Origin of the sequence: Massilia haematophila, from assembly GCF_042647645.1 — a bacterium.
Taxonomy (GTDB): Bacteria; Pseudomonadota; Gammaproteobacteria; order Burkholderiales; family Burkholderiaceae_D; genus Telluria; species Telluria haematophila.
In genome coordinates this window covers 1,383,765-1,402,693 of record NZ_JBHRVV010000001.1, presented here as the reverse complement: position 1 = coordinate 1,402,693, position 18,929 = coordinate 1,383,765, and the positions used below count along the sequence as shown (strand labels likewise).

Annotated in this window: 20 protein-coding genes; 13 read left to right on the top strand and 7 right to left on the bottom strand. The window is 66.4% G+C overall.

Annotated features, from left to right (window positions below; all coding sequences use genetic code 11):
• Positions 1 to 161 precede the first annotated feature (161 nt).
• Entirely contained in the window at positions 162 to 998 is an 837-nt protein-coding gene (locus ACFOPH_RS06295) for a phytanoyl-CoA dioxygenase family protein (RefSeq protein WP_379734232.1), read from the top strand.
• 90 nt (positions 999 to 1,088) lie between these two features.
• Here ACFOPH_RS06295 and ACFOPH_RS06290 read toward each other — a convergent pair whose 3' ends face one another.
• The 4 genes from ACFOPH_RS06290 to ACFOPH_RS06275 form a co-directional block, all read right to left on the bottom strand.
• Positions 1,089 to 1,337 (bottom strand): hypothetical protein, encoded by a 249-nt coding sequence (locus ACFOPH_RS06290; RefSeq protein WP_379734230.1) that lies wholly within the window; start codon positions 1,335 to 1,337, stop codon positions 1,089 to 1,091.
• Between the two features lie 119 nt (positions 1,338 to 1,456).
• On the bottom strand, positions 1,457 to 1,726 hold the full coding sequence (locus tag ACFOPH_RS06285) for a DUF5985 family protein (protein WP_312552097.1): 270 nt from the start codon (positions 1,724 to 1,726) through the stop codon (positions 1,457 to 1,459).
• A 14-nt stretch (positions 1,727 to 1,740) separates the two neighbouring features.
• A complete protein-coding gene (locus ACFOPH_RS06280) occupies positions 1,741 to 1,998 on the bottom strand; it encodes a DUF5985 family protein (RefSeq protein WP_312552098.1) in 258 nt (85 codons plus the stop codon).
• On the bottom strand, positions 1,999 to 2,391 hold the full coding sequence (locus tag ACFOPH_RS06275; protein WP_312552099.1) for a hypothetical protein: 393 nt from the start codon (positions 2,389 to 2,391) through the stop codon (positions 1,999 to 2,001). It lies immediately after the preceding gene.
• A 185-nt stretch (positions 2,392 to 2,576) separates the two neighbouring features.
• Here ACFOPH_RS06275 and ACFOPH_RS06270 point away from each other — a divergent pair, with 185 nt between their 5' ends.
• The 4 genes from ACFOPH_RS06270 (at position 2,577) to ACFOPH_RS06255 (ending at position 6,008) form a co-directional block, all read left to right on the top strand.
• Positions 2,577 to 3,356 (top strand): DNA/RNA non-specific endonuclease, encoded by a 780-nt coding sequence (locus tag ACFOPH_RS06270; RefSeq protein WP_312552100.1) that lies wholly within the window; start codon positions 2,577 to 2,579, stop codon positions 3,354 to 3,356.
• Between the two features lie 28 nt (positions 3,357 to 3,384).
• On the top strand, positions 3,385 to 3,660 hold the full coding sequence (locus ACFOPH_RS06265; RefSeq protein WP_379734228.1) for a hypothetical protein: 276 nt from the start codon (positions 3,385 to 3,387) through the stop codon (positions 3,658 to 3,660).
• Positions 3,661 to 3,877: 217 nt separating this feature from the next.
• Entirely contained in the window at positions 3,878 to 4,303 is a 426-nt protein-coding gene (locus ACFOPH_RS06260; protein ID WP_379734226.1) for a YsnF/AvaK domain-containing protein, read from the top strand.
• Positions 4,304 to 4,328: 25 nt separating this feature from the next.
• On the top strand, positions 4,329 to 6,008 hold the full coding sequence (locus ACFOPH_RS06255) for a YsnF/AvaK domain-containing protein (RefSeq protein WP_312552106.1): 1,680 nt from the start codon (positions 4,329 to 4,331) through the stop codon (positions 6,006 to 6,008).
• 200 nt (positions 6,009 to 6,208) lie between these two features.
• Here the strand turns inward: ACFOPH_RS06255 and ACFOPH_RS06250 are convergent, their stop codons facing one another.
• The 3 genes from ACFOPH_RS06250 to ACFOPH_RS06240 all read right to left on the bottom strand — a co-directional run bounded on the left by ACFOPH_RS06250 (position 6,209) and on the right by ACFOPH_RS06240 (position 11,214).
• Positions 6,209 to 9,064 carry a M16 family metallopeptidase gene (locus ACFOPH_RS06250; protein WP_312552108.1) on the bottom strand — a complete coding sequence of 952 codons (2,856 nt, stop codon included), beginning with the start codon at positions 9,062 to 9,064 and terminating at the stop codon, positions 6,209 to 6,211.
• Between the two features lie 79 nt (positions 9,065 to 9,143).
• A complete protein-coding gene (locus ACFOPH_RS06245; RefSeq protein WP_312552110.1) occupies positions 9,144 to 10,142 on the bottom strand; it encodes a sensor domain-containing diguanylate cyclase in 999 nt (332 codons plus the stop codon).
• Between the two features lie 142 nt (positions 10,143 to 10,284).
• Complete coding sequence (locus tag ACFOPH_RS06240) at positions 10,285 to 11,214, bottom strand: sensor histidine kinase (protein ID WP_379734223.1); 930 nt, start codon at positions 11,212 to 11,214, stop codon at positions 10,285 to 10,287.
• A 189-nt stretch (positions 11,215 to 11,403) separates the two neighbouring features.
• Here ACFOPH_RS06240 and queE point away from each other — a divergent pair, with 189 nt between their 5' ends.
• From queE to nadC, 8 genes are all read left to right on the top strand, one after another.
• The gene (gene queE / locus ACFOPH_RS06235; RefSeq protein WP_379734221.1) at positions 11,404 to 12,039 is read left to right on the top strand and encodes a 7-carboxy-7-deazaguanine synthase; all 636 of its coding nucleotides are present in this window, start codon (positions 11,404 to 11,406) and stop codon (positions 12,037 to 12,039) included.
• A gap of 7 nt (positions 12,040 to 12,046) precedes the next feature.
• Complete coding sequence (queD, locus tag ACFOPH_RS06230; RefSeq protein ID WP_312554125.1) at positions 12,047 to 12,493, top strand: 6-carboxytetrahydropterin synthase QueD; 447 nt, start codon at positions 12,047 to 12,049, stop codon at positions 12,491 to 12,493.
• Positions 12,494 to 12,497: 4 nt separating this feature from the next.
• Positions 12,498 to 13,064 (top strand): tRNA adenosine(34) deaminase TadA, encoded by a 567-nt coding sequence (tadA, locus tag ACFOPH_RS06225; protein ID WP_379737865.1) that lies wholly within the window; start codon positions 12,498 to 12,500, stop codon positions 13,062 to 13,064.
• Positions 13,065 to 13,237: 173 nt separating this feature from the next.
• Positions 13,238 to 14,164, top strand: coding sequence for an alpha/beta fold hydrolase (locus ACFOPH_RS06220; RefSeq protein WP_379734219.1), 927 nt, complete (start codon positions 13,238 to 13,240; stop codon positions 14,162 to 14,164).
• Complete coding sequence (gene ldcA / locus ACFOPH_RS06215) at positions 14,161 to 15,078, top strand: muramoyltetrapeptide carboxypeptidase (RefSeq protein WP_379734217.1); 918 nt, start codon at positions 14,161 to 14,163, stop codon at positions 15,076 to 15,078. Before ACFOPH_RS06220 ends, ldcA begins: the two co-directional genes overlap by 4 nt.
• Before the next feature lie 96 nt (positions 15,079 to 15,174).
• The gene (locus tag ACFOPH_RS06210; RefSeq protein ID WP_312552199.1) at positions 15,175 to 16,776 is read left to right on the top strand and encodes an ABC-F family ATPase; all 1,602 of its coding nucleotides are present in this window, start codon (positions 15,175 to 15,177) and stop codon (positions 16,774 to 16,776) included.
• 111 nt (positions 16,777 to 16,887) lie between these two features.
• The gene (gene nadA / locus ACFOPH_RS06205; protein ID WP_312552200.1) at positions 16,888 to 18,030 is read left to right on the top strand and encodes a quinolinate synthase NadA; all 1,143 of its coding nucleotides are present in this window, start codon (positions 16,888 to 16,890) and stop codon (positions 18,028 to 18,030) included.
• Positions 18,027 to 18,905, top strand: coding sequence for a carboxylating nicotinate-nucleotide diphosphorylase (gene nadC / locus ACFOPH_RS06200; RefSeq protein ID WP_379734215.1), 879 nt, complete (start codon positions 18,027 to 18,029; stop codon positions 18,903 to 18,905). The genes nadA and nadC overlap by 4 nt, the downstream gene beginning before the upstream one ends.
• Positions 18,906 to 18,929 lie beyond the last annotated feature (24 nt).

The following is an 18,929-nucleotide window of genomic DNA, read 5'->3' as shown; positions in this document are numbered from 1 at the left end:
GCCCCGGCTGTGACTTTGTTTCCACAGACGAAGCAATCAGGGCCCGCCAGCCATCGCGACGGCGATTTTTTCGGAGTAGCATGGCAGGGCGCAAGCAAGCGCGCAGGTGCCGGCAACGGGCGAGAACACGGCAACGCACAAGAGAGACCGAGGAGACAGCAATGCAAGACGCAGCACACAGCGCCGACCCGTACGACGTGGCGACCATCATGGGCAGCCTCTACGGCGACGGCATCATCGCCTGCAAGGGCGCCTTCGAACGGGCCTGGGTGGCGCGCCTGGGCCAGGACATCGACGCCCTGTTCGAGGAGGCGCGGCGCCAGCCGGGCGGCGCACTGGAGCGCGGCCCCAGCCGCTACTACGTCGAGGTGCATCCGGAACGCATCTCGGGCTTCGCCGACATCATTGGCCACCCCTGGGTGGTGGCGGTGTGCCGCGCGGTGCTGGGACCGGACTACCGCGTGGTCGAAGCGGGCTTCGACATTCCCGGCCCCGGCGCGTTGCACCAGCCCTGGCACCGCGACTTCGCGTCGCCGCCGGAGACCCTGGTCGGGCGGCGCCTGAATTCGCTCGCCTTTAACATCACCACGGTCGACGTGGACGAGGACATGGGACCGTTCGAGATCGCACCTGGCACCCAGTGGGACGACCTGGGTACTGGCGACCCGATGTTCCCGCCGCGCGAGACCTGGGCCAGGTACGAGGCGCGCGCCCAACGCAAGCTGCCGCGCATGGGCGACATCTCGGCGCGCTCGGCGCTGACCATCCACCGCGGCACGGCGAACGTCTCGAACCGCCCGCGGCCGGTGTTCGTGCTCGGGGTCGACGCGCCCGACGCGCACAACGCCGACAAGCACGACCTGCAGCTGACCCGGGCCTACTACGACAGCCTGGCGCCGGAACTGCGGCGCCACATCACCTGCCGCGTGGTCGACCGGCTCGAGCCGATCGTGCAGGCGCACACCATCGAGGGCCTGCGCATGGGGCTGACGATGTAGCAGAATGATGCGGCGGAATAAGAAAAGCCTGCGCGGCACGCGGCGGCGCAGGCTTTTGGGGCAGGGCAGGCCTGGTAGTTTGGCTTAGGGTTACGGCTTGCCCTTGTCCTCGCTCTCCGGTTCGGTGCTGACCGTGTCCGGCAGCGATTCGGTGATGCTGCCGGCCTGGCCGACGCGGCGCGCGTCGTCCGACTGCATGTCGAGATTGACTTCCTCGGCCACTTCGAAACGGCCGTCTTCGGCCCCTTCCTCGCCCGGTAGGAGGTTCTCGGAGCGGTTCAGTTCATCGGTCTTCGACTGCTGGTCCTGGGGCTGGGCGCCCTGTTGCGGCGTGCTCATGGTTTCCTCCGTCATCAGATTGGGATCATGACGCCATTATGGCCGGGACCCGCCGCGGTTGGCGCACGCTCGGCGCATTCCCCTCGGCCCCTAAATCCCCCTACGCGCTCGTGCCCCGCCTATTTTCCGCTCCTGTCGCGCGGCAGGTTCTTCTCCAGGATCGCCCAGATGATCAGGCCGTAGGCCAGCAGGCGGATCAGGTAGTGCATCGGCGAATCCTCGCCGCCGTTGTCGTGCACGGCCGAGTACAGCCGGTGCAGGCCCTCGATGAAGAACGACAGCGCGAAATAGATGAAGAAGCGGTCGCCCGAACTGCGCCAGAAGCGCAGGAAGAAGAGGGCGATGACGAGCGAACCCATGGTGATGGCGCCGGTAAACAGGTCGGTCATGTCATTCCCTCTCTTTATTCTTTCTCGTAGATCAGTCCGTACAGCAGCAAGGCCACCGCCACCAGCGCGCTGACCAGCCGTGCCGGCAGGAAGTCGATGTCCGGGAAGACGATCTTGTCCAGCAGGAGGAACAGGTTGTTCAGCGTCATCACCGCAAAGCAGGAACCGCTCCAGAACAGCAGCCGGTAGCGGGTGCGCCGGTAACTCGCGAACAGCAGCCAGGCGCAGGCCAGCGAGGTCAGGATGCACAGGATGTAGATCGTTTCCGCCACTTACGAATCCTTTCGCAATTTGAAGGCGTCGGCGAATTGTTGCGCCTTGCGGTCGAGGGTGGAATGAATGAGCAGGGTGACTTCGACCAATTGCTTCGAATACAGGTCGGCCAGCGCGTCTATGCGCTCGCGCAACTGCTCGGAACCCGGCTGGTAGCGGTAGCAGGGGTGCGGCGCGTCGGCGCAGGGCGCGACCATGCCGGCCCGGCACAAGTCTTCCAGCAGGCCGTGGGCAGTCCGCTCGCGCACGTACAGCCGGCTCGCGAGCATGTCGCTGTCCCATTCTTGCGCCGGATCCGCGCGCAGCAGCAGCAGGGCTTCTAGGAAGGGTACGGACGGAATGCTTGTGAGCACAAAGCGCCGCAGGTCCTCCGGAATCGGGGCCTTTTCCATTGACGGTCGTTTGTTTCCGTTACGGAATGTTATCAAAAGAGCGGGTATTCTAGAGGATTCCACAACACAATGCACATCCAATCGTGCGGACGCGGGCGCGCGAGCGCCGTGCCCGCCAGGGAACTTGGGCGGGCGATTCTGTGTCGGCTACAATGCGGCCCCGTCACACTTTTTCTGCTGCACACATGTTCCTTAGATTTATCAGCGCCCTTGCCGTCGCCGGCGCACTGCTCGTCCCCGGCCTCGCCGGCGCCTCCGGCTGTCCCGACCATTACGCCGACGGCCGCGCGCCCGAAATCCGCAATCCGAAGCTGGCCACCGCCACGCGCGAACTGTGCTACGGCGTGTTCGGCGTCATGCACTCGGGCGTGACGCGCACGCCCCTGTGGTCGGCCGAGCACCTGCGCGCCGAGAACGTCGACGCGGCCAAGGGCCTGAAGCGCGACAACGACTTCCATGCCGAATCGCGCCTGCCGCGCTCCCAGCGCGCCGAACTGTCGGATTACGCACGCAGCGGCTTCGACCGCGGCCACCTGGCGCCGAATGGCGACATGCCGGACCGCCGCACCCAGCGCGAGAGCTTCACGCTGGCCAACATGGTGCCCCAGGACAGCGACCACAACCGCCACATCTGGGCGCCGATCGAAGGCGCGGTGCGCACGATGGCGAAGAAGGAGGGGCAACTTTACGTGATCACCGGTCCGGCCTTCCTCGGTAACAACCTGCGCAAGGTCGGCAACGTGATCGTGCCAAGCCACCTGTACAAGGTGGTGTACAGTCCGCGCCAGAAGGCGGCCGCGGCCTGGTTCACCGAAAACCGCGCCAACGCCGAGATCCACGTGATCCCGGTGGCCGAGCTCGAGCGCATCGTCGGCATCGAATTCCTGCCCTCGCTGAGCCAGAAGCAGAAGGAGCGCATGCTGAAGCTGCCGAAGATCCGCCAGAAAAAGGCGCGCTCGTCGTGAGCGCCGCCATCGCCCAGAAAGGAAGACCATGACCTCTAAGAAGAAAGAGAAAGCCGGCAAGCCCTTCGTGCCGTACGCGAACGAGGCCGACGTCGTGCACGTCGGCGACCTGATGATCGAGAACCGGCTCGATCGCATCACGCTCTCGGGCGACGTCGACCTGACGCTGGACCAGGCCGGCCTGGCGCTGGCGCGCCGCCTGCACGCGCTGCTCGGCGATGTCGTCGGCAAGCTCGAAGGCCAGGACCTGCCGGAACGCCTGCCGCCGCCCGACGTCCAGCAGGTCGACAACCCCTTCAACTGATCCCCTCCGGACGTACGGCGGCGCCGCTTCCTCGCGCCGCCTGCGGTACGCCTGCCTTCCTCCTCCTTTCGCCGAAAGCGCCGATCCAGTCTGGCGCCGTGCGAAATCCAGTTCCCAAAAACCTCATCCGTTTACGAGGGTCAATGGTGCGCTAGCCCCCACCCGTTTGGAGTAAGCTGATCTGGTCTCGCATCAGCGACCTTACGGAGCCACATCCATGGCAGGAAACCCGTCGGAACCAACTGGACAGGATCCCTTGCGGATCCCCGTCGTCGCGGAACAGCTCGCGGTCGGCACCCGGACGGTCGACACCGGACGCGGCGTGCGCGTCCACAAGACCGTGGTCGAGCAGCCGGTCACCATCGACGAGCGCCTCGGGCGCGACGAGGTGGAGGTCAGGCACGTTCCGGTCGACCGTATCGTCGCGCCCGACGAGGCGCCCACCACCCGCCACGATGGCGACACGCTGGTCGTGCCGATTCTCGAGGAAGTGCTGGTGGTCGAGCGCCGCATCCGCATCAAGGAAGAGCTCCATATCACCCGGATCCGCCGCGAGGACCATCACCAGCAGGAACTGGTCCTCAAGGCGGAGCAGGTCAGCGTCGAACGCTTCGACGAATCCGGGACCCCGCCAACGAAATGATTCACCAATGTCTGGAGGAATGATCATGCAACATACCCTGATAGCTGTCTTCGACAACCACAACGACGCCGTCAACGCGCAAAACGAATTGCTGTCCTCGGGCTTTTCGCGCGAGGATGTGCGCCTGTCGCACGGCAACGAGGATCCGTCGATCGCGGCCTCCGGCGCCACCACCACGGCGACCACCACCACCGACGCCGACAACGAGCCGGGCATCGGCACCAGCATCAAGAACTTCTTCAGCGACATCTTCGGCACCGACAACGCCGAGCACCACGCCAAGTACAACACCGCGATCGAACGCGGCAGCCACGTGCTGACCGTGAACACCGACAGCGAGCCGGAAGTCGAGCGCGCCGCGGACATTGTCGAGCGCTACGGCCCGGTCGACATCGACGAGCAGTCGGAAAAATGGGCCAGCGGCGCCGGCATGGGCAACATGAACTCGCCGGGCGCGGGCGTGATGGGCGTCGGCGCCGGCGGCCTGCAGCAGGGCTCCTCGCTGTCGATGCAGTCGGAAAACGACCGCCTGCCGCTGAACCAGCAGTCGCTGAACGATCCGAACCCGATGGGCACGACCTACCAGGAGCCGATGTCCTCCAACGACGAACTGAGCCGCGGCAGCTACGGCGCCGGCAGCGGCAACCTGCAGACCAGCATGGGCTCGAGCACCTCGCTCGGCCAGCAGGGCATGGGCGCGTCGGCGTCGACCTCCGCCTCGTCGCTGCAGGGTTCCTCGCTCGAAGGCTCGGCCGCATCGGGCAGCACCCTGCAGGGATCGGCACTGACCGGCTCGCAGCAGCGCGACACTAGCAGCGCCGCCATCCCGGTGGTGCAGGAACAGCTGAAGGTCGGCAAGCGCGAAGTGCAGCGCGGCGGCGTGCGCGTGTTCTCGCGCGTGGTCGAAACCCCGGTCAACGAGTCGATCGGCCTGCGCGAAGAGCACGTGAACGTGCAGCGCCGCACGGTGGACGAGCCGATCAGCAGCGCGGACAGCACCGCCTTCAAGGAGCAGTCGATCGAGATGCGCGAGACGGCCGAGGAAGCCGTGGTCGAGAAATCGGCGCGCGTGGTCGAGGAAGTCATGATCAACAAGGAAGTGACCCAGCGCGAACAGCAGATCAACGACACGGTGCGCCACACCGAAGTCGAGGTCGAGCAGCTCGGCGCCGGTTCGGCCCGCTCGAGCATGATGAGCGACGACGACTACTACCGCAACCACTTCACCAGCAACTACGGCACCACCGGCGCCTCGTACGACGACTACGCCCCGGCCTACAGCTACGGTTCGGAAATGGCGCGCAACCAGAAGTACAGCGGCCGCAAGTGGGACGACGTCGAGTCCGACCTCTCCAGCGACTGGTCCACCCGCGCCGGCAACAAGGCCGGTTCGACCTGGGAAAAGATGAAGTCGGCGGTGCGTCACGGCTGGGATCGCATGACCACGGACGACGACGATTCCTACTACCGCAACCACTACAACGCCACCTACAGCAGCACCGGCAGCGACTACGACCAGTACAAGCCGGCCTACAGCTATGGTTCGCAGATGCGCAACAGCGACCTGTACCGTAATCGCCCGTGGGACGAAGTCGAACCCGACCTGCGCAGCAACTGGGAGAAGCAGAACGTCGGCAAGACCGGCTCGACCTGGGAAAACATGAAGGCGGCCATCCGTCACGGCTGGGACCGCATGACTTCCTGAGCTGACTGACCCTTGCCGCTGTCCGCCGGCCTGCGCCGGCGGCGCGGTGGGTTTGGCATGAAAGACAACGGGCGCCCGAGGGCGCCCGTTGTGTTGTCGGCGGTGACTGAGCCTCAGCTGCGGCCTGCCGCTTAAGTCCGGCTTACCTCAATTGGATTTGGATAAGCCGGGCTAAACTTTCGCCGTTCTTCTTGCGCCTGTTACTCGGCGAACGCCTGGGCCGCCGGCGTGATCTTCACGTTCTCGGCCTTGATGCCGAGCTTCATGTTGCCGATCGCCTGGTCTTCATCCTGCACCGCCTGCGGCTTGGCCGCGTCGTACTTGATCGGCGAGAAGGCGTCCGACACCAGCGCCTGCTTCAGGCCGGCCGCGTCCTTGGTGATGAAGACCACGGACAGATTCCGCGCCGAGATGTGCTTGCGGATCGCCGCGTTGACGTCGGCCACGTTCAGCTTGGCCAGGCCATCGCGCATCATCTGGGTGAACTCCGGGGTGCCGTACCACTGCGAATCCAGGGCGTAGCCGAGGCGCTGGTCCTGGGTCGCGGTCATCACGAATACGTTCTTCATCAGGTAGTCGCGGGTGGTCTCGAAGTCCTGCTGGCTCATGCCCTTGTCGACCAGCTTGCCCAGTTCCGACAACGCCAGGCGCAGCGCGAAGTGGGCGTTCTGCGGCGCCACCGGACGGATCCAGACTTCGAACAGCTGCGCCTTGCGGCCCAGGTTCGGACGCGGGAAGAAGCCGTACATGCCGCCCGGGAAGGCTTCGATGTAGGCGTAGTCGCCGTAGTTCAGGCCGCGCAGTTCGCGCACGCGCTGGTAGAGCTGGCCGCTCGAAGCGCGGTGCTCGCCCAGCCAGGTCTTGGCCAGCCACAGCGCCGGGAAGTCCGGGTGGCGGCGCGTCACTTCCAGCGGCAGACCGAAGGAGATCGCGGTGGCGCGGGTGTTCTTCTCGATGATCTCGACTTCCAGGCCCTGCGGCTTGCGGCCCTGCGGCACGGCGGTCGCGGGCAGGCCGGCGCCTTGCGGCAGGCGCGCCAGCGCGGTCTTCAGGCCGGCGAGCATGGCGTCGCTGACGTCGCCCGAGATGCCGACGCGCACCGCGCCCTGGGTGTAGGCCTGACGGTAGAAGGCTTTGACGTCGTCGAGGGTGATCGATCCGATGCCTTTCACCGTACCGAGCACCGGGTGGCCGTAAGGCGTGCCGGCATAGACGTTGGTCTGCAGGCGCTCCTTGCCGAACTCTTCCTCGTTATTGTCCTTCAGGTCGAGCACCAGGGCGTTCTTCTGCGCGTCCTTCAGGCGGCGGAAGTCTTCTTCGCGGAAGCCCGGCTCGAGCAGCATCGGCAGCGCGATGTCCAGGAATTCGCCCCATTTGTCCTTGTGGATCGAACCGGTGAAGGTCGTCATTTCCTTGTCGACCTGGTCGGCGAAGCTGCCGGCGAGCGGGAACAGCGACTTGGTGATCTCGTCGATCTTGCGCTCGCGCGAACCGGCTTCGGCGACCATCGAGGCGGTCAGGGCCGCCAGGCCTTCCTTGCCCTGCGGATCGTGCGCCGAACCGGCCGCGAACAGCAGCTTGAAGCGCACCTGCGGCAGGCTGGATTTCTGGACCAGGACGTCGAACTTGGCGTCGGCCGCCTTTGGCGCCAGGGTGGCGAGCTTGGGCAGCGCCTCGATGCCTTGGGGCAGGGCGTCGTGGGCCAGGGTGGTGACCACCATGGCGTCGTCGACCAGGTACTTGCGGGCCGCCGCCTGCAGGTCGGCCGGGGTCAGGGTGTCGACCAGGCGGTAGTAGCGGTTCAGGGTGCCGTAGGAACGGTTGAAGTGCACGTAGGACGCGAGCGTCGCCGCGATCTGCTCGGTGTTGTCGAGCGAGCGCACCAGGCCATATTTATTCGCCGATTTCGCGTCGGCCAGTTCTTTCTCGGTGACCGGCGTATCGCGCAGGCCGGCGACGGTCCGCAGGATGGCGTCGCGCACGTACAGCCCGTCGGCCGGCTTCTTGACGCGCGCGCCGATGGTGGCCAGGGTCGGGTCGACGCGGTTCGGCGTGTAGTCGAACAGCTGGTCGACCTTCTGCTCGTCCTGCACCAGGCGCTTGTAGAGCGGCGAGGTCGGGCCAAACGAGAGCGACAGCAGCATCGACAGCGCGGCCTGGTCCTTCATCGTGTCGGAAAAGGCCGGCGCGCGGAAGGCGACCGTCACCAACGGCAGGGTCGGGGCCGGCCAGGGCACGTGGCGGTACTGGGCGCCGCGCGGCGCGGGTTCGGCCGGCACTGGCGCGTTGTAGCTGCCTTTCTTCCACTTCGACCAGTATTTCTCGACCAGGGCGATCGCCTTTTGCGGCTCGACGTCGCCGGCCACGATGATGGTGGTCTTCTCCGGGCGATACCAGCGGTCGAAGAAGACCTTCGAGTACTCGTACTGGTTGGGCATGTCCTCGATGTCCTTGAGGAAGCCCATCGTCGTGTGCTTGTAGGTGTGGGTGGTGAAGGCGGCGTCGCGCTGGACCTCGAACAGCTTCTGCATCGGGTTTGCGCTGTTCTTGTTGTACTCGCCCAGCACGGCGCGCGATTCGGTCTTGAAGGCCTCGATCGGGTACGACAGGTGCTGGAAGCGGTCGGCCTCGACCTTCAGCACCATCTCCAGGTCTTCCTTGGCAAAGGTGGTGTAGTAGTTGGTGAGGTCGTCGCTGGTGTAGGCGTTCTGGCGCGCGCCGGCTTTCGTGATCACTTCCTGGTACTTCGCCGGCGGATAGCTGGGCGTACCGCGGAACATCATGTGTTCGAAGAAGTGGGCGAAGCCCGACTTGCCGGGCTCGACTTCGTTGCGCGAACCGGTCTGGACGGGGATGGTCACCGACACCAGGTTCGGGAAGCCGGTCGGCACCACGATGATCTTCAGGCCGTTGGCCAGGGTCTTTTCGGTCGCCTGGAAGGGCAGGACGTCGTTGCCGGCCGCGGCGGCGGCGGTCTTGGCCGGCGCAGCGGCCGCCGGCAGCGCGAGCACGGGTGCGGACAGCGCCAGCAGCGCCATCGGGATGAGTTTCGACACAATGTCTCCTTGGGAAATATGCAACCGCGAAGCATAAGATATTCCCCAAGGAATGAACAGCGCTATCAGATATGCATGTTTACACGCCCTGCGTCCCGTCCGGCATTGGCAGGCTGATCCGGTTGCGCCCGAGATGCTTGGCGCGGTAGAGGGCGGCGTCGGCGATCGCGACCAGCTGGCTGGCGTCGTTGTCGGGACCGGCGATCGCGGTGGCGGCGCCGATCGACACGGTCACGTGCTGCAGCCCGGGCAGGCTCGCCGTGCCGTACAGGGGCACGCGCAGCTGTTCGACGCGGCGGCGGATGCGCTCGGCCACGATGGCGGCGCCCTTGAGCGACTGGTTCGGCAGGATCACGGCGAATTCCTCGCCGCCGTAGCGCGCCACCAGGTCGTTGGCGCGCATTTCGCTGGCGACCGCGGTGGCGATCCGTTTCAGGCACTCGTCGCCGCCGAGGTGGCCGTTGGCGTCGTTGTAGGCCTTGAAGTTGTCGACGTCGACCATCAAGAGCGACAGCGGCTGGCGCTGACGCAGGGCGCGCTGCCACTCCGCGTTCAGGGTCTCGTCGAAGCAGCGCCGGTTCGCCAGGCCGGTCAGGCCGTCGCGGGTGGCCAGTTTCTCGAGCGCGATCTGGGCCATCTTTTCCTCGGTCAGGTCGCGCAGCGACTCGACCACGGCCGAGAGCTGGCCGTGTTCGTCGAAGATGGGGCTGGCGTCGGCGGCCAGGTAGCGGCGTTTGCCGGCGCGCGGCATGTCGCACCAGGTCTCGACCGACAGGTGCGACTGCAGGTGCGGCGGCTTGTTGTGGCGCGGGTAGATATGGCGGATCTCGTCGGTCCGGTTCTGCAGGACCAGGTCGGCCAGGGTCGGGCGCGGCTGCTCGTAGAAGCTGCGCCAGTGATTGTCGGTGCCGACGATCTCCTCGGCCGGCACGCCGGTCAGGCGCTCGCAGGCGCGGTTCCAGATCAGCACATGCGCATTACTGTCCAGCACGAAAACCGGTATCGCCAGCGTCTCCATCAGCTGGTAGGCGAAACCGAGATCCTTTCCGGGCGTGACAAGGCCCGATGTGGTCTCCATCGGGCGATGCATCGTTGTGCTGGTCATGTAGCGGCCTCATCAGTATCCGTTAAGCAATCTATTGATTGCTGACAAGATCCGATTCTGCTACCGCAGGTCTCCGACGCTATTGATTTGTAGCAATACTCACAGGCTTGACTTCTCAGCCGGGAACCAGCCCATGCGCGCCGGGTAAGATCAGCGTCACCCGGCTGCCGCCATCGGGCATCGGCGCCGCCTGCAGGTTGCCGCCGGCGGCACGCAGGCGCTGGCGCAGGCTGTCCCGCAGGCGCGCATCCGCGCTGCCAGGGCCGCCGTCGTCCTCGACGGACAGGGCCAGGCTGGCGGCGCTGCGCACCAGCCGCACCCGCACTTCGGTGGCGCACGCCGCGTGCGCGATCCCCGCCAGCGTCTCCTGCAGCGCGCGGTAGAGCAGGGCATCCAGCCCCGGTTCGGCCGGCGCCGGTCCGCTGGCGGGCACGACTTCCAAGCGGTGCGCGATGCCATGCATGCGCGTGAACGAGGCCAGCTCCTCCTCCACCGCCCGGGCCAGGTCGGCGCCGGCGGCAAGCTGCCGCGATTCGCCGGCCAGCAGCCGCAGCGAGCGCAGGGCCAGGTCGAGGGTGCCGATCATCGCCGTGGTCTTCTGGTGGGTGGCCGGGTGGATGCCGCAGCTGGCCACCTGCAGCAGCGCCATCTCGGCGCGCAGCGCCAGCAGCGTCTGGCCGAGGTCTTCGCGGATGCTGCGCGCGATGCGGTCGCGCTCGGCGTCGCGCACGCCTTCCTGCTGGCGCACGACGCGGGTCAGGACCGACTGGGTGTCGGCCAGCGCGGCCTCCAGCGTGCGGCGCGTTTTTTGCTCCAGGCACAGGCGCGCCGCGGTCTCGCGTGCCTGGTCATCGAGCTCGATGCCACGGCGCAGCAGGCAACAAACGCCGCCGGCCGCCGCCAGCAGCCAGGCGAGGGCGCCAACGAGCGAGGATGGGAACACGGCGCCGGGCAGGCAGGCGGCAGCCGCGCCGGCGCCCAGCAGGAGCAGAACAGGCGGCAAGACAGGCAGCAGGCTGGAAGCGCGGGTGAGCGCTGTCTTCATGACGATCCTTCCGACGGGTTATCAGAACTTTCCGGTACTCAAGTTACTGCTTGTCGGACAGGCTCATCTTGCTGATAGTCAATATGCGTGCCGTATTGCAATAGTCACAGTCAGCGCAGCGAAGCCTCCGCGGGGCTCGGCAAGGCTGGCTGGCGCGAGGTATAATGGAAGGTTACCAAGAGGCTTACCGTGACCTACAGCATCAAAGAGATTTTCTATACCTTGCAGGGCGAGGGCGCCCATGCCGGCCGTCCGGCCGTGTTCTGCCGCTTCTCGGGCTGCAACCTGTGGACCGGCCGCGAAGCGGACCGCGCCACCTCGATCTGCCAATTCTGCGACACCGACTTCGTCGGCACCGACGGCGAACGCGGCGGCAAGTTCCGCGACGCCGCCAGCCTGGCCGCCGAGATCGACAGCCTGTGGCCGTCGACGTATGCGCCATCGAAATACGTGGTGTTTACCGGCGGCGAACCGCTGCTGCAGCTGGACGCGGCCCTGATCGAGGCCATGCATGCGCGCGGCTTCACGATCGCCATCGAGACCAACGGCACCTTGCCGGTGCCGGCCGGCGTCGACTGGATCTGCGTCAGCCCGAAGATGGGTTCGACCCTGGTGGTCGAGAAGGGCAACGAGATCAAGGTCGTGATCCCGCAGGCGAACCAGGACTTGTCCGCCTACGAACGCCTGGACTTCGAGAATTTCTTCGTCCAGCCGATGGACGGTCCGCTGGCCGCGCAGAACACGCGCCTGGCGATCGAGACTTGCCGCCGCAATCCGAAGTGGAAGCTCAGCCTCCAGACCCATAAACTTTTACAGATTCCCTAAGACGCTGATGCTGACCATTACCCGCAAGCTCGAATTCGACGCCGGCCACCGCATTCCCGACCACAAGAGCCAGTGCCGCAACCTGCACGGACACCGCTATACCCTGGAGATCACGCTGACCGGCGAGGTGATCCAGCTGGATGGCAATTCCGACAACGGCATGATCATGGACTTTTCCGACATCAAGGCGCTCGCCAAGGAGCACCTGGTCGACGTCTGGGACCACGCCTTCCTGGTCTACGAAAAGGACGACAAGGTGCGCGAGTTCCTCGCCAGCCTGCCCGGCCACAAGACGGTCGTCATCGACCGCATCCCGACCGTCGAGAACCTGGCCCAGGTCGCCTTCGGCATCCTGAAGGCGGCCTACACCGACCGCTACGGCACCGGCCTGCGCCTGCACAAGCTGGTGCTGCACGAGACCCCGAACTGCTGGGCCGAGATCACCGATGCCTGACACCGTGCACGCCGACGGCCTCCAGTCCGGGCCAGCGCAGCCGGCGTTCGCGCCGGCCGACCTGGCGCAGTCGGACCTGACGCAGTCCGACCTGACGCAGTCAGATCTGAAGTTCATGCGCCTGGCCCTCGAACAGGCCGAGCTGGCGCGGCGCGAAGGCGAGGTGCCGGTCGGCGCCGTCGTGGTCAAGGACGGCGAGGTGGTCGCGGTCGGCTACAACCAGCCGATCGGCCGCCACGACCCGACTGCCCATGCCGAGGTGGTGGCGCTGCGCGCCGCGGCCGAAAAGCTGGGCAACTACCGCCTGCCGGGCTGCGAACTCTACGTCACGCTCGAACCCTGCGCCATGTGCTCGGGTGCGATGATGCATGCGCGCCTGGCGCGCATCGTGTACGCGGCGCGCGACCCCAAGACGGGCGTCTGCGGCTCGGTGCTCGACCTGTTCGCCCACGAACAGCTGAACCACCACGCCGAGGTGGTCGGCGGCGTTCTGGCCGAGGAGGCGAGCGCCATGCTACGCAGCTTCTTCGCCGAACGCCGCGCGGCGGCGCGCCGTCCCGTAGCGGAGTAAAGGCGCGGCCAGGCACGGCGTGTAAACACCGGCGCACACATGCCCGTGCGAGCGCCGCCCCGATGCCGAAAATGCTATGCTGGTTTCGCGCTGCTCCCTGGCAGCGCTAGGAGACCAGCCTTGTTCAACGAACGCATCCGCCAGCCCCAGTCGGGCTTGCCGGTCCAGCCACCATGCCGACGCTGACCGCCAACGGCATCCGCATTGCCTTCGACACCGCGGGAGACGCCAAGTCCACGCCGGTGCTGCTGGTGCACGGCCTCGGCATGCAGCTGACCAGCTGGCCCGACGAATTCGTCGACGGCCTGGTCGAGCTGGGTTTCTATGTGATCCGTTTCGACCACCGCGACTGCGGCCTGTCCACCAAGTTCGACCGCGCCGGCAAGCCCAGCCTGATCTGGAGCTGGGTCAGGTCGCGCCTCAAGCTTCCCTTCAAGCCGCCCTATGGTCTGGAAGACATGGCCGAGGATGCGCTCGGGGTGCTGTCCGCGCTCGGCGTCGCCAAGGCCCACGTGATCGGGGTCTCGATGGGCGGCATGATCGGCCAGATCCTCGCCGCGCGCCATCCGCAGCGCGTGCTCAGCCTCACTTCGATCATGTCGACCAGCAGCCGGCGCGGCTTGCCCGGCCCGACGCCGCAGGCGCGCCAGGCGCTGCTGCGCCGCCCCGACAACCCGAAGGATGTCGACGCCATCATCGACCAGGCGGTCGCGCTGCAACAGGCGATCGGCAGCCCGGCTTATCCCACGCCCGAGAAGCAGCTGCGCCGGCGCGCCGCGCGGGCGCTGCGGCGCTGCTATTGCCCGGCCGGCGTGACGCGCCAGATGCTGGCGGTGGCGGCCGCGCCCGACCGCAGCGAGCTGCTGGCCACGATCGCGGCGCCGACCCTGGTGATCCACGGCGCCAGCGATCCGCTGGTGCCGCTGGCCTGCGGCGAGGACACCGCCGCGCGCATTCCCGGCGCCCGGCTCGAGGTCATCCAGGGCATGGGCCACGACCTGCCGGCCCAGCTCAACGAGCGGATGCTTGCCTTGATCGATGCCCATGCGCACGGTAAGATGGCTGCCGACTCAACACCGCGCCTCTTCGTCAAACAGTGATCACCTCCCGACTCGGCGTCGCGATCGTCGCGCCCGCCGGCTATACGCCCGACCAGGCCGCGGTTGCGCGCGGCATCGCCCGCCTCGAGGCCCATGGCTGCCTCGTCCACAACTACTACGACCCGGACGCCGTCCACCAGCGCTTCGGCGGGACCGACGAGGCCCGCCTGGCCCAGCTGTACGCGGGGGCCGACGACCCCGACGTGCAGCTCGTGATGGCGGTGCGCGGCGGCTACGGCCTGACCCGCCTGCTGCCGCACATCGACTTCGAACGCCTGGCCGCCAGCGGCAAGCTGTTCGTCGGCTATTCCGACATCACGGCGCTGCAGATGGGCCTGTACACGAAGACGGGCGCGCTCAGCTATGCCGGCCCCTTGCTGGCCGGCGACTTCGGCGCCGAGGAACCGTGCGACTTCACCCTGGCGCAGTTCTGGGACTGCCTGGCCGGCCCCACCCACCGCATCGTGGAGGAGGCCAGCGGCAACCCTCTCGTCGACGTGGCGGGCACGATCTGGGGCGGCAACCTGGCGATGCTGGCCTCGCTGCTCGGCACCGAATGGTTCCCGCGCATCGAGGGCGGCATCCTGTTCGTGGAAGACATCGCCGAGCATCCCTACCGCGTCGAGCGCATGCTGCTGCAGCTGATGCAGGCCGGCGTGCTCGGCCGCCAGCAAGCCCTGGTGCTCGGCGACTTTTCCGGCTACAAGCTCGGCGCCATGGACAACGGCTACGATTTCGACGCCATGCTGGCCCACCTGCGCGCGACGCTGCCGATCCCCGTGCTGACGGGCCTGAGCTTCGGCCACGTGCCGCGCCGGGTGACGATTCCGTTCGGGGCCCAGGCGCGGCTGCAGTCGGACGCGGCGGGCTTCACGCTCGCGCTGTCCGACTACCCCACGTTGCGCCGCGCATAGTTTGGACCGTGTTTCCATCCTTGCACTGCGCCAGTCGCCGTCCTGGGTGGTAAAATAGACGGTTAATTGCAAACTTCGCTTTAAAGGTTCCCACCAGTGCTCAGTACAGCCAACATCACGATGCAATTCGGCGCCAAGCCGTTGTTCGAGAATATCTCCGTCAAATTTGGCGAAGGCAACCGTTATGGCCTGATCGGCGCCAACGGCTGCGGCAAGTCGACCTTCATGAAGATCCTCGGCGGCGACCTCGAGCCGTCGGCCGGCAACGTCAGCCTCGACCCGGGCGAGCGCCTCGGCAAGCTGCGCCAGGACCAGTTCGCCTATGAAGACGTGCGCGTGCTCGACGTCGTCATGATGGGCCACACCGAGCTGTGGAACGCCATCGCCGAACGCGACGCCATCTACGCCAATCCGGAAGCGACCGACGACGACTACATGAAGGCCGCCGAGCTCGAGGGCAAGGTCGCCGAATACGACGGCTACTCGGCCGAAGCGCGCGCCGGCGAACTGCTGCTGGGCCTGGGCATCGGCACCGACCTGCACCACGGCCCGATGAGCGCGGTCGCTCCGGGCTGGAAGCTGCGCGTGCTGCTGGCCCAGGCGCTGTTCTCGGATCCGGACATCCTGCTGCTGGACGAACCGACCAACAACCTGGACATCCACACGATCCGCTGGCTGGAAGACATCCTCAACCAGCGCAACTCGACGATGATCATCATCTCGCACGATCGCCACTTCCTGAACCAGGTCTGCACCCACATCGCCGACATGGACTACGGCACGCTGAAGGTCTACCCGGGCAGCTACGACGACTACATGCTGGCCTCGACCCAGGCCCGCAACCAGCAGCTGGCCAACAACGCCAAGGCCAAGGAAAAGGTCGCCGAACTGCAGGACTTCGTGCGCCGCTTCTCGGCCAACAAGTCGAAAGCCCGCCAGGCGACGTCGCGCCTGAAGATGATCGACAAGATCAAGATCGAGGAATTCAAGCCGTCTTCGCGCGCCTATCCGTTCGTGCGCTTCGAGGGCGAGAAGAAGCTGCACCGCCTGGCGGTGGAAGCCGAAGGCCTGACCAAGTCCTACGACCGCACGCTGTTCAAGAACTTCTCTGTCATGGTCGAGGCGGGTGAGCGCATCGCCATCATCGGCGCCAACGGCGCGGGTAAAACCACGCTGCTGCGCTGCATCGGCAGCGGCGAGATCACCGGTCTCGACGCCGACCAGGGCCGCGTCAAGTGGGCCGAGAACGCCAACGTCGGCTACATGCCGCAGGATCCGACCGAGGAATTCGCCACCGATGCGAACCTGACCGACTGGATGGGCCAATGGACGAAAGAGGGCGACGACGACCAGGCCGTGCGCTCGATCTTGGGCCGTCTGCTGTTCGGCGGCGACGAGGTCAAGAAGTCGGTGCGCGTGCTGTCCGGCGGCGAAAAGGGCCGCATGATGTACGGCAAGCTGATGCTGGGCCGTCACAACGTGCTGCTGCTCGACGAACCGACCAACCACATGGACATGGAATCGATCGAGTCGCTCAACATCGCCCTCGACAAGTACGAAGGCACCCTGATCTTCGTCTCGCACGACCGCGAGTTCGTCTCCTCGCTGGCCAACCGCGTGCTGGAAGTGAAGGAAAACGAAGTGGTCGACTTCCGCGGTACCTACGAAGAGTACCTGAAGAGCCAGGGTATCGATTAATTACGTGGGGCGGCTGTCATGCGGGCATGTGGCCCGCACGACCCCACGCGTCCAACCTGCGTCGGCGCGCCGCGGTGCGTGCCGGCGCGAACATGTGAGAGCAAGCTTCGCATGAACATCCCCATCAAGACCTTCGAATACGACCACCCGCAGGACGGCGCCGCCTGCACCGCCCACGCCTGGGCCAAGGTTCCCGCAACCCCGACCGCCGAGGAAAAGCGCGAACTGAAGGAGCGCATCCGCCGCCTGCTGAAGGAGAAGGAAGCGGTCCTGGTCGCCCACTACTACGTCGATCCCGACCTGCAGGACCTGGCCGAGGAAACCGGCGGCTGCGTCTCGGACTCGCTCGAAATGGCGCGCTTCGGCCGCGACCACCCGGCGAAAACCCTGGTGGTAGCCGGTGTACGCTTCATGGGCGAGACCGCCAAGATCCTCAGCCCGGAAAAAACCATCCTGATGCCGGACCTGGAAGCGACCTGCTCGCTCGACCTGGGCTGCCCGGCCGACGAATTTGCGGCCTTCTGCGACCAGCATCCGGACCGTACCGTGGTCGTCTACGCCAACACCAGCGCCGCCGTGAAGGCGCGCGCCGACTGGATGGTGACCTCGTCGATCGGCCTGGACATCGTCAAGCACCTGCACGCGCAGGGCAAGAAGATCCTGTGGGCGCCCGACCGCCACCTGGGTTCCTGGATCCAGAAGCAGACCGGCGCCGACATGCTGCTGTGGCAGGGCTCCTGCCTGGTGCACGACGAATTCAAGGGCATCGAACTCGACCTGCTCAAGGCCCAGCACCCGGACGCGAAGGTGCTGGTGCACCCGGAGTCGCCGGCCAACGTGGTGGCCCAGGCCGACGTGGTCGGCTCCACCACCCAGCTGATCAACGCGGCCCAGACCATGGATGCGACGACCTTCATCGTCGCCACCGACAATGGCATCCTGCACAAGATGCGCATGGCCGCGCCAGGCAAGCACTTCATCGAAGCGCCGACCGCCGGCAACAGTGCGACCTGCAAGAGCTGCGCGCACTGCCCCTGGATGGCGATGAACGGCCTGAAGAACCTGGCCGACGCATTGGAAAACCGCGTTGAGACCGGCGCCAACGAGGTCTTCGTCGATCCCGAAATCGGCCGCCAGGCCGTGCGCGCGATCGACCGCATGCTCGATTTCGCCGCCGCCAAGAAAGCGCAGGCGCTGCCGCAAGGCGCGCTGGAGAACAATACTCAACTGTTTTCGGGAGTAGGCCCCGCATGACGACGCTACGAAACCCCCACGACCAGTTCGACGAGAAGCTGCAGGCCGCATTCGAGCAGAACATCCTGGTCGCGCTGCTGGAAGACGTCGGCACCGGCGACCTGACTGGCCTGCTGGTGCCCACCGAGCCGCGGGCGAAGGCGCGCGTGATCGTGCGCGAGGAAGCCGTGCTGTGCGGCGCGCCCTGGTTCGAGGGCGTGATGCTGGCGGTCGACCACGACATCGAGATCGACTGGCAATACGCCGAAGGCGACCTGATGGCCGCCGACAGCGTGGTCTGCACCATCGAGGGCTCGCCGCGCTCGCTCCTGACCGCCGAACGCGCCGCCCTGAACTTCATGCAGCTGCTGTCGGGCGTCGCTTCCGCCACCCGCAAGTACGTGGACGTGATTGCCGGCACCAGCGCCGCCATCCTCGACACCCGCAAGACCCTGCCTGGCCTGCGCCAAGCGCAGAAGTACGCGGTTCGCGTGGGCGGCGGCAAGAACCAGCGCATGGCCCTGTACGACGGCATCCTGATCAAGGAAAACCACATCGCGGCCGCCGGCGGCGTGACCCGCGCGCTGGAGAACGCGAATGCGCTGAATGCCGGCCGGGGTGCCAACGTCCCCGTCCAGATCGAGGTCGAGACCATTGCCCAGCTCGAGGAAGCACTGGCGGCCGGCGTGCAGTCCGTCCTGCTCGACAACTTCGACCTCGACGCCATGCGCGAAGCGGTGAAGGTGAACGCGGGACGCGCCTTGCTGGAAGCCTCGGGCGGCATCAACATGCAGACCGTGCGTGCGATCGCCGAGACCGGCGTCGACCGCATCTCGGTCGGCAGCCTGACCAAGGACGTGCGCGCAACCGATTATTCGCTGCGCATCGTCGGCTGAAGCCCGGCTACGGGGGAGTAGGGT

Bases quoted from the DNA above. Each gene is read 5' to 3' on its own strand.
- ACFOPH_RS06255 (WP_312552106.1), top strand. From the start codon at position 4,329: ATGCAACATACCCTGATAGCTGTCTTCGACAACCACAACGACGCCGTC.
- nadA (WP_312552200.1), top strand. From the start codon at position 16,888: ATGAACATCCCCATCAAGACCTTCGAATACGACCACCCGCAGGACGGC.
- ACFOPH_RS06275 (WP_312552099.1), bottom strand. From the start codon at position 2,391: ATGGAAAAGGCCCCGATTCCGGAGGACCTGCGGCGCTTTGTGCTCACA.
- ACFOPH_RS06285 (WP_312552097.1), bottom strand. From the start codon at position 1,726: ATGACCGACCTGTTTACCGGCGCCATCACCATGGGTTCGCTCGTCATC.
- nadC (WP_379734215.1), top strand. From the start codon at position 18,027: ATGACGACGCTACGAAACCCCCACGACCAGTTCGACGAGAAGCTGCAG.
- ACFOPH_RS06295 (WP_379734232.1), top strand. From the start codon at position 162: ATGCAAGACGCAGCACACAGCGCCGACCCGTACGACGTGGCGACCATC.
- ACFOPH_RS06270 (WP_312552100.1), top strand. From the start codon at position 2,577: ATGTTCCTTAGATTTATCAGCGCCCTTGCCGTCGCCGGCGCACTGCTC.
- ACFOPH_RS06260 (WP_379734226.1), top strand. From the start codon at position 3,878: ATGGCAGGAAACCCGTCGGAACCAACTGGACAGGATCCCTTGCGGATC.
- queD (WP_312554125.1), top strand. From the start codon at position 12,047: ATGCTGACCATTACCCGCAAGCTCGAATTCGACGCCGGCCACCGCATT.
- ACFOPH_RS06220 (WP_379734219.1), top strand. From the start codon at position 13,238: ATGCCGACGCTGACCGCCAACGGCATCCGCATTGCCTTCGACACCGCG.
- ACFOPH_RS06245 (WP_312552110.1), bottom strand. From the start codon at position 10,142: ATGGAGACCACATCGGGCCTTGTCACGCCCGGAAAGGATCTCGGTTTC.
- ACFOPH_RS06240 (WP_379734223.1), bottom strand. From the start codon at position 11,214: ATGAAGACAGCGCTCACCCGCGCTTCCAGCCTGCTGCCTGTCTTGCCG.
- ACFOPH_RS06290 (WP_379734230.1), bottom strand. From the start codon at position 1,337: ATGAGCACGCCGCAACAGGGCGCCCAGCCCCAGGACCAGCAGTCGAAG.
- ACFOPH_RS06265 (WP_379734228.1), top strand. From the start codon at position 3,385: ATGACCTCTAAGAAGAAAGAGAAAGCCGGCAAGCCCTTCGTGCCGTAC.